The following is an 8862-nucleotide window of genomic DNA, read 5'->3' as shown; positions in this document are numbered from 1 at the left end:
CCCCAGGCCTGACTGCCGGCGGCATGGCGTTGCTGCTTGCCGCCGGCGCGGAGGACATCGCGACCCGCATGGTCTCCAACCGGCTCTCGCTCGCCCTCGCCCTCTGCGGCGCGGGCCTGCGCTGGTGGGAGGGCGCGCTTTGGATCGGGTTGCTGGCCGCGCTCGCGGTGTTCCTCACCGCGGCGTTCTGCTGGCGGCGCGGCTGGCTCGGCGGCGGTGACGTGAAGCTGCTCGGCGCCGCCGCGCTCTTCGTCGCGCCGGCGCGGATTCCGGCCCTTTTACTGGCGACGTCCCTCGCCGGCGGGGCGCTCGCGCTCCTCTATCTCGCGCTCGCCGCGCTGCCGGCGCCGACGCCACCGCGCGGGCCGAAAGCGAAGCTGATCCCGCGCATCCTGCGCGCCGAGCGCTGGCGCATCCGCCGCCATGGCCCCCTGCCCTACGCCTCGGCGATCGCCGCCGGCGCGGTTTTCACCCTGTTTCGTTAGGGCGCCGTCATGGCCCTCCGCCTCGCCCTGTTCGTCCTCATGGCGCTCGGCCTCGCCGGCTTCGGCGCCGTTCTCTGGATTGGCGCCCACCCGCCGGCGCCGCGCGCCGTGGCCGTTCCGCCGGAGAAAATCTTGGTCGCGGCGCGGCCGCTCCGCGGCGGCAGCCTGCTCAAGCCGGAAGACGTCACCACCGCCGATGTCGCCCCCGGCGCCGCGCCCGAAGGCGCGAGCCGTGATACGCCGGCGGCGCGCACCAGCCTCTACGGTGCCATGGTCCGCCGCAGCCTCGCGATCGGCGAGGCGATCCTGCCGGCGGAGATCATGCGCCCCGGCGATCACGGCTTTCTCGCTGCCGTGCTCGGGCCAGACATGCGCGCCGTCACCGTCGCGGTCGATATCGTCACCGGCAGCGCCGGGCTGATCTGGCCCGGCGACCGCGTCGATCTCATCCTGACCCAGACCCTCGATCCGCAATCGGCGCCACCGAGCCGGCGCGTCGCCGCTGAAACCGTGCTCGCCAATGTGCGGGTGATCGCGATCGACCAGCAACTGGTGCAAGGCGCCTCGCCGGACGCGCCGGACCAGAAGGCGGCGCGCACCGTCACCCTGGAGGTCAGCCCGCAAGGGGCGGAGGAGGTGACGGTGGCGGCCAAGCTCGGGCATCTCTCGCTGGTGGTCCGCGCCGCCGACCCCGGCACCGCGCCCACCCCAACCGCCGCCCGCCCCTCCATCACCTGGGCGGGGAAAGTGTCGCCGGCGCTGGTCGAGGGGGATGCGCCGCATGGCGCGAGCAAAACCATGCGCGTCTATCAGGGCGGCGCCGACGGCAAGGAATTCCATTTCTGATGGGAAGCGCCCGCGCCTTTGCCGCGCTCACCGTTTTTGCGCTGGCGCTGGCGACGACAGTGCCGGCCCTGGCGCAGGCGCCGGATACGCCGCCACCCACCAAGCCGGCCGCGCCAGCCAAGGCGCCCGGCGTCATTCAGCTTTCGGCCGGCAGCGGCCAGGTGATCGCGCTCCCCGCGCCGGCGACCAGCGTCTTCGCTGCCGATCCGAAAGTGGCCGAGGTGCGCCCGGCGAGCCCGACCTCGCTCTTCGTCTTCGGTGTCGGCGCCGGCCGCACCACCGTCGCGGCACTCGACAATGCCGGGCACCAACTCGCTCTCTTCACCGTCGTCGTCAAGGCATCGGGCTTTGGCGCCAATGAGGCCGAGAGCGCCATCGCCCAGCTGTCGCCGGAAAGCCATGTCACCATCGCGCCGACGCCGCAGGGCATGATCCTGAGCGGCGAGGTGCCGACGGCGGCGGCGGCCGAACAGGCGATGGCGATCGCCAAGCAATACGCCGGGAGCGGCCAGAAGATCGAGGACCGGCTGAGCGTGCGTGACGGCGTGCAGGTGGGATTGCGGGTGCGGATCGCCGAGATGAACCGCGTCGTGGTGCGCGAATTCGGGGTCAACTGGTCGAAACTGGGCAATTTCGCGTCCTTCTCCACCAATCTCGCGACCAACCCGGCGCTCGCCACTGCCGGCCTCACCATGCCGACGCTGACCAAAGGCATCGACGGCGCCGACGCGGTTCTGGACGCGCTGGCGCAGGATAATCTGGTACGCATCCTCGCCGAGCCGACGCTGGTCACGATGAGCGGGCAGACCGCGAGCTTTCTCGTCGGCGGCGAATTTCCCATCCCGATCGCCCAAGAATTCGGCCAGATCTCGATCCAGTTCCAGCAATACGGCGTGCAGCTCGCCTTCGTGCCCACGGTGCTCAGCAATGGCCGCATCAGCCTTCATGTCCGCCCCGAGGTGAGCGAGCTGACCAACCAGGGCGCGGTGCAGCTCTCGGTCGGGCCCGGCGCGGTCTCGGTGCCGGCGCTGACCGTGCGGCGCGCCGAGACGACCTTGCAGCTCGGCAGCGGACAGAGTTTTGCTATTGCCGGCTTACTCGAGGACCGCTCGACGCAAATCGACAATTCCGTGCTCGGACTTGGTGAAATCCCAATCCTCGGGGCGCTGTTCCGCTCCGACAGTTTTCAGCGCAACCAGACCGAGCTGGTGATCATCGTCACCCCCTACATCGTACGCCCGGTGAGCGATCCCAACGCGCTGGTCGCGCCGACCACCGACGCATGGCGTGCACCTAACGATTTCGAACGCATCCTTCTCATGCGCCAGGTCGCCCGCGGGGAGCCGCCGACGCCGGTGCATATCCCCGGCGATCCAGGATTCATCGTGCAGTGAAGGGCATCCCCATGGCCGCATCCCGCCGCTGGCGCCTGTCCCTGCTACTGATCCCCCTCGCCACCGCCGGGTGCGACGCGATCGACCCCTATGCGCGCCCCGGCGTCTGGACCCCGACCGGCGCGAGCGAGGCCAATCTCCGCGCCATGGTCGCGAACCCGGCCGATCTCGTGCAGGGCGCGGGCGAGCAGGGCACCCCGGGCCAGCCCGCGGCGGATGCGGTCGCGGCCTGGCGCGCCGGGCACGCCAAGCCGCTCCCCGCCGGCGACACCGCGCAGCCCGGCCAGCCGCCGGCCGACAGCGGCGCCGGCGGCGCTGCACCGGGCATGGCCCCACCGGGCATGGGTGGCGCCCCCTCTGGCGGCGGGGCCGGCGTTGGCGCGGGCGGCGGCGGGAATGGGGCCAATTGATGCCTGATGATGCCCGCATCAATGCCCTCCCCGAGGACGGTACCGCCGGACGCGGCGACCGCGCGCCACTGCTCGCCTTCATCGCCGACGGCGCGAGCGAGGCGATCCTGCGCGAGGTTCTGGGAGAATCGGCACTGCCCGGCGTCACCATCCGCCGTGGCAATGTCCGCGCCGCCATCGCTGCCCTGACCAAGACGCCGACCCCGCAGGCCCTGATCGTCGATGTCAGCGGCGAGGACCGGCCGCTGACCGCGCTCGGCGATCTCTCCGAAGTGGTCGAACCCGATGTGCGCGTCCTGGTGATCGGCGAGGAGGAGGGGGTCAATTTCTACCGGCTGGTCACGCGCCATCTCGGCGCCCTCGAATATCTCTACAAACCGCTGACCCGTGACATGGTGGCGCGACATTTCCTGCCGCTACTGACCGGCGCCGAGCTTCCCGCCGACAATTTCCAAGGCGGGCGGATGGTCACCCTCACCGGCGTGCGCGGCGGCGCCGGCGCCAGCACCATTGCGGCGCACCTCGCCTGGCATTTCGGCGTCGCCGCCGGGCGCCATACCGTGCTGCTCGACGCCGATCTCCATTTCGGCACCGGCGCTTTGCTGCTCGATGGCAAAGCGAGCGCCGGCCTGCGCACAGCCTTGGAGGCGCCACAGCGTATCGACGAATTGTTCGTCGAACGCGCGGCGCAGCCGGTTTCAGAGCGGCTCTTCGTGCTTGCCGGTGAAGAAGCGCCCGATAAGCCGCTGATCTATACCGAAGGCGCGGGCGAGCGGCTAATCGAGGCGCTGCGTCGGCGTTATAATCTGATCATCGCCGATGTCCCGCCGGCGCCGCTTGCCTTTAACCAGGATCTTCTTGGCCTTGGACATCACCGGGTGCTGGTGCTGCCGCCGACGCTCGCCGGTGTGCGCGATACGTTGCGACTTTTGGCACTGCCCCATGGCCGCCTGCAACCGCGTCGGCCTATCCTGCTCCTCAACCGTCTTGGCGCGCCCGGCAGCTTGACCCGCACGCAGATAGAGTCCGCGCTGAAGCTGAAGATCGACGTCGTGATCCCCGATATGCCACGCCAGATGGCACGTGCAACCGCCCTCGGTGCCCCCACCTCGGGTCTCCGGGGCGGGTTCCGCGCCGGCATCCTGGCGCTCGCCAAAGAGGTCGCTTTCGTCAAAGTGCCAGATGAAAGCCCCGCCCTGAGCAACCGGCGGCGCTGGTTTGGCTGGCGCCGATGAGCGAGACGGTTCCCCGCGGCGCGACGTTCGGGCGCCGCCGCACGACCTTGGACGCGGCACCCGCAAGCACCAGCGCCGAACCCACGCCAGCGCCGCCCGACACCTCGCTCGGCACACTGCGCAGCCTCTGTCTCGAACAGCTCGACCCCGCCGCCGCCGCCGGCATGCCGCAGGAAAAGCTCGCGCAAGCGGTGGAGCGGCTGATCGCCGAGATCGCGACCGAGCGGCGCATACAACTCAACGCCCGCGAACAGCGCGAACTCGCGTTCAGTCTCGTCGACGACATGCTCGGCCACGGACCGTTGCAGCCCCTGCTCGAAGACGAGGCGGTCACCGATATCATGGTCAACGGTCCGACGCGCGTCTTTGTCGAGCGCGGCGGCAAACTCACGCTCTCGGCGGTGCGATTTCGCGATGCCGGCCATGTCGCCAATATCTGCCAGCGCATCGCCGCCGCGGTCGGGCGGCGGATCGATGAAGCAAGCCCGATGGTCGATGCAAGGCTCGCCGATGGCTCGCGCGTCAACATCGTCTTCCCGCCGCTCGCCCTCGATGGGCCCTATCTCTCGATCCGCAAATTCGCCAAGAAGAAAATAGATTTTCCGAAATTGATCGAGTTCGGCTCGCTGACGCCGCCGGTCGCGCGGGTGCTCGAGATCGCGTCCCGGATCAGGCTCAACGTCATTATTTCCGGCGGCACCGGCTCGGGCAAAACAACGCTGCTCAACGCGATGTCACGGCTGATCGACGGCGGCGAGCGCATCGTGACAGTCGAGGACGCCGCCGAACTGCAATTGCAGCAGCCGCATGTCGTGCGGCTCGAAACCCGGCCAGCCAGCCTCGAAGGGCGCGGTGAGATCACTCAGCGCGATCTGGTGCGCAACGCGCTCCGCATGCGCCCTGACCGCATCATCGTCGGCGAGGTGCGCAGCGGCGAGGCGTTCGACATGCTACAAGCGATGAACACCGGCCATGACGGTTCGATGTCCACGGTCCACGCCAATACGACGCGTGATGCCCTGACACGCATCGAGAGCATGGTGCAGATGGGCAATATCGGCCTTCCCGCGCGTGCCATCCGCACCCAGATCGTGAGTGCGATCGATCTCATCGTGCAGGTCGAGCGCCAACGCGATGGCGGACGGCGGGTGCTGCAGGTATCCGAAGTCTGCGGTATGGAGGGCGATGTCGTCACCATGAACGACATCTTTCTCCTCGAGGTCGAGGGTGAGGGGTTGGATGGCCGGCTTCGCGTACGCTATCGGGTCAGCCGGGCGCGGCCGAATTTTCATGACCGGCTGAGCTATTTCGGCCTGGAGCGTGCCTGGACGACGGCGCTCGACGAAGCGGAGCGCGGCTAATGCTCGATCTCCGCCTGATGCTCGCGGGCTTCATCGGCTTGACCGGGCTTAGTGTGAGCGCGCTTTTGCTACAACGCGGCCATGAACGCGAACAGCTTTGGCAGGCACGCGTCCGGCGTGTGCTCGCCCCGCACGCGCGACAACCGCACGCGGCCGAGGCGCCGCCGTTTCGGATCGGTCTTAGGAGCAGCGGCGCCAAACCCTGGCAGCGCGCGGTCGCGCTGTTTGGATTTCATCCCGAGCGGCGCGATCATTATCCAGTGCGCTGGTGGATTGTCCTGCCGGCCGCCTTGCTCGGCGCCAGGCTGGTAGCCGGCATCATCGCTAATCTGCTGGGCGTGGCCTCGCTTTTTCTTGTCATGCCGGTCTGGATCGTACTTTGTCGTCAGGTTTTCAAATGGTTCGACGAGCGCCGGCGCAACGCGCTGTTTCGCCAATTTCCCGATGCTCTCGCCATGATCGTGCGTTCGGTCAGGGTCGGCATTCCGGTGAGCGAGGCGATACGACTGGTGGCGCGGGAAAGCGTCGATCCGACGCGGCAGGAATTCACTATCATTGCCGATAAGATCGCGATCGGCATGCATCTCGATGAAGCGCTGCAGCAGATGGGGGTGCGCAACAATTTGCCGGAATACCGGTTCTTCGCGACCGCGCTTTCGCTGCAGAGCCAAACTGGCGGTGGTCTCGCTGAAACCCTCGAAAACCTCGCCGATGTCATCCGCAAGCGCGTTGCGATGCGCGAACGCGGCCACGCTTTGGCGTCGGAGGCGAAAACTAGCGCCGGGATTCTCGCTGCGCTTCCGGTTTTTGCTGGTGCTGGACTTGCGCTAATCAATCCCGGCTATATCGGTGTACTGTTCTTTGATCCCAGCGGCAAACGCCTGATGGGCATCGCGATCGGCATGCTCGTGGGCGGCATCATGGTCATGCGCGGGCTAATCCGGCGCAGCCTGACATGAGCACCTCGCCATGAAAAATCTCTCGATCCTTGTCTTTGCGACGGCATCCTTCGCAGCGCTTCTGGCCGCGAGCGGCGTTCTACTATGGCGGATGGCGGGCCAGGAGCGGATCCTCGCGCGCCTTCGTGCTGTCCAGCCGGGCGCGGAGCGGCGACAGCGCGAGCGCTCCCGAAACGTTGCGCTCCGGCTGATCGCGGCGATCGGCAATGCGATTTCGCGAAGTGGCCTGCTTTCCGGCCGGACCCGTGCCGAACTCGAGCACACACTCACGCGGGCCGGATTCCGGCGTGGGCATGGGTTGGAGTTATTCGTCGGCGCAAAACTTATACTGCTGGTGACAATGCCGGCGCTCGGCCTCGTGCTTTCGGCGCGTCTCGGCCTCGCGGACATCTCGCGCAATGTCCTGCTCGCCGCCGCTGCCATGGTTGGGCTTTTGGCGCCTGATTTCGTCCTGCGCAGCCTGCGGAAAAACCATTTAAAAGCGCTCGAGCGTGGGCTGCCGGACGCGCTCGATCTGATGGTCATCTGCACCGAGGCCGGGCTCGGCCTCGAGCCGACGATCCTCAGGGTCGCGACCGAAATCCGCCATGCCCACGCGGCGGTCGCCGATGAATTCGCGCAGACCGCGAACGAATTGCGCATCACTTCTGATGTGCGCGGCGCTTTGCTCAACGCCGGCAGCCGGACCGGACTCGATGGGATCAAGCGTCTAGCGACGACCCTGGTGCAAACGATCCAATATGGCACACCGCTCAGCCAGGCACTCAGGACTTTGGCGGCGGAGATGCGCCAAGAGATGCTGACCCGGTTCGAGGCGCGGGCGGCGCGATTGCCGGTGCTGCTCACTGTGCCGATGATCGTTTTCATTCTTCCCTGTGTTTTTTTGGTCGTCGGTGGCCCGGCGATGGTACAAGTAATGCGGATGATGAGTCATTGAGGCACAGAATGATCAAGCAGGGTTCGTTGGTTGCAGTATTGCTCGCCCTTGCGGCCTGCGGCGGATCAAGCAAGCCGACGCTCTCGCTGCCGCCCCAGACACCCGCCCTTAGCAACGGCGAACCAACCTTAAGGGTCGCCGACGCCGCATTGCTCGGCGGCGCGCCAGCAATGGCTCTGGAGGTTGCCGACGGAATTCTCTCAAAAAATCCCAATGATGTGCTTGCGCATTTGCGCAAAGGAGACGCGCTTTATCAACTCAAGCGCTATGACGAGGCGGAAGCAAGCTTCACCACCGCGCTCAAGATCAGCCCGAACAATACGACAGCACTGCTCGGCATTGGAAGGATTAGGCTTGCCCAGGATCCTGCGGTCGCGGCGAAACTGTTTTCCGACGTTCTAGCTAAAGATCGCGCAAATGCAGTCGCTCTGAACGATCTTGGGATCGCGCGGGATTTGCTCGGCCAACATCCCGCCGCGCAAACATCCTACCGCGCTGCACTTGCCCTCAAGCCAGATATGCTGGCCGCACGGGTCAATCTCGGAGTGTCGCTCGCTGTCTCAGGACACGAAAAGGAAGCCCTCGAGGTGCTGCGGCCCCTGGCCGGTAGCCAGGACATGAGTCCGAGGGTACGCCAGGATCTCGCAGCTACCCTTGCGCTTGCGGGAGAAGACAGCGCAGCGCGTCAGCTGCTTTCCAAAGACCTTGACCCGGCGGAGGTTTCCGAGGCGATGGTCGGCTTAGAACGCCTTTCCCAACGACCGTTTTGATCGTGGCAGAGTAGATCGCCTATTCGGCGCCGCGCGCACAGATATGGGGGCCCGAAAGCTCAGGCTGAAGACGTGATAAAGTCAGACCGCGTGGCTAACGATCTCGGCCGGTAAGCGGTGCTGATAGTGCGGGTCAAGGGCCGTGTTCATCCCACCATCCTGGCCCAGACCGCTCCCGCCCACCAGTCCCGGTTAACGTGACAATGCCCGCGGACATCCATTCCGCCAGACCAGAACTCAGCGCCGGATACCACCCAGCTCGCCCCCATCAACGCCCAACCCCGGCAAGCCGTTCCATCCCGCTTCCAAAACGACGAAAAACGCACGGTTCTTCGAGGTGTCCCGCTGTATACGATGGGCTGGTGAGTTGGACAGGCTTCGTGGTCAAATACAAAAATCGTCACCGGGCCTTCCACTCCTCATCGAGACCACGATGGCGCCGCGGCGGCGGCGGCCGAGACGGCG

At 66.7% G+C, this 8862-nt stretch carries 9 protein-coding genes; all 9 read left to right on the top strand.

Translation table 11 applies throughout. From position 1 onward, the window contains the following. A partial coding sequence (locus ACP5M5_RS13555) for a prepilin peptidase (RefSeq protein WP_427938203.1) occupies window positions 1–485 on the top strand: 485 nt, incomplete at its 5' end. Window positions 486–494: 9 nt separating this feature from the next. Then, window positions 495–1331 carry a Flp pilus assembly protein CpaB gene (gene cpaB, locus ACP5M5_RS13550; protein ID WP_114911792.1) on the top strand — a complete coding sequence of 279 codons (837 nt, stop codon included), beginning with the start codon at window positions 495–497 and terminating at the stop codon, window positions 1329–1331. Continuing rightward, on the top strand, window positions 1331–2725 hold the full coding sequence (locus ACP5M5_RS13545; RefSeq protein WP_427938202.1) for a type II and III secretion system protein family protein: 1395 nt from the start codon (window positions 1331–1333) through the stop codon (window positions 2723–2725). The genes cpaB and ACP5M5_RS13545 overlap by 1 nt, the downstream gene beginning before the upstream one ends. Before the next feature lie 11 nt (window positions 2726–2736). Next, the gene (locus ACP5M5_RS13540; protein ID WP_427938200.1) at window positions 2737–3135 is read left to right on the top strand and encodes a hypothetical protein; all 399 of its coding nucleotides are present in this window, start codon (window positions 2737–2739) and stop codon (window positions 3133–3135) included. Further along, window positions 3135–4370: an AAA family ATPase gene (locus tag ACP5M5_RS13535; RefSeq protein WP_427938198.1), complete on the top strand. Its 1236-nt coding sequence runs from the start codon at window positions 3135–3137 to the stop codon at window positions 4368–4370. The genes ACP5M5_RS13540 and ACP5M5_RS13535 overlap by 1 nt, the downstream gene beginning before the upstream one ends. Beyond that, a complete protein-coding gene (locus tag ACP5M5_RS13530) occupies window positions 4367–5731 on the top strand; it encodes a CpaF family protein (protein ID WP_427938196.1) in 1365 nt (454 codons plus the stop codon). Before ACP5M5_RS13535 ends, ACP5M5_RS13530 begins: the two co-directional genes overlap by 4 nt. Continuing rightward, window positions 5731–6690: a type II secretion system F family protein gene (locus ACP5M5_RS13525; protein WP_427938194.1), complete on the top strand. Its 960-nt coding sequence runs from the start codon at window positions 5731–5733 to the stop codon at window positions 6688–6690. Before ACP5M5_RS13530 ends, ACP5M5_RS13525 begins: the two co-directional genes overlap by 1 nt. A 10-nt stretch (window positions 6691–6700) precedes the next feature. After that, the gene (locus ACP5M5_RS13520; protein WP_427938192.1) at window positions 6701–7627 is read left to right on the top strand and encodes a type II secretion system F family protein; all 927 of its coding nucleotides are present in this window, start codon (window positions 6701–6703) and stop codon (window positions 7625–7627) included. A gap of 8 nt (window positions 7628–7635) precedes the next feature. Beyond that, window positions 7636–8397 carry a tetratricopeptide repeat protein gene (locus ACP5M5_RS13515; RefSeq protein ID WP_427938190.1) on the top strand — a complete coding sequence of 254 codons (762 nt, stop codon included), beginning with the start codon at window positions 7636–7638 and terminating at the stop codon, window positions 8395–8397. Window positions 8398–8862 lie beyond the last annotated feature (465 nt).

The organism is Acidibrevibacterium sp., assembly GCF_049965395.1.
GTDB classification, from domain to species: domain Bacteria; phylum Pseudomonadota; class Alphaproteobacteria; order Acetobacterales; family Acetobacteraceae; genus Acidibrevibacterium; species Acidibrevibacterium fodinaquatile.
Note: the sequence above shows the minus strand (reverse complement) of the source record. Positions and strands in the feature narration are given on the sequence as shown.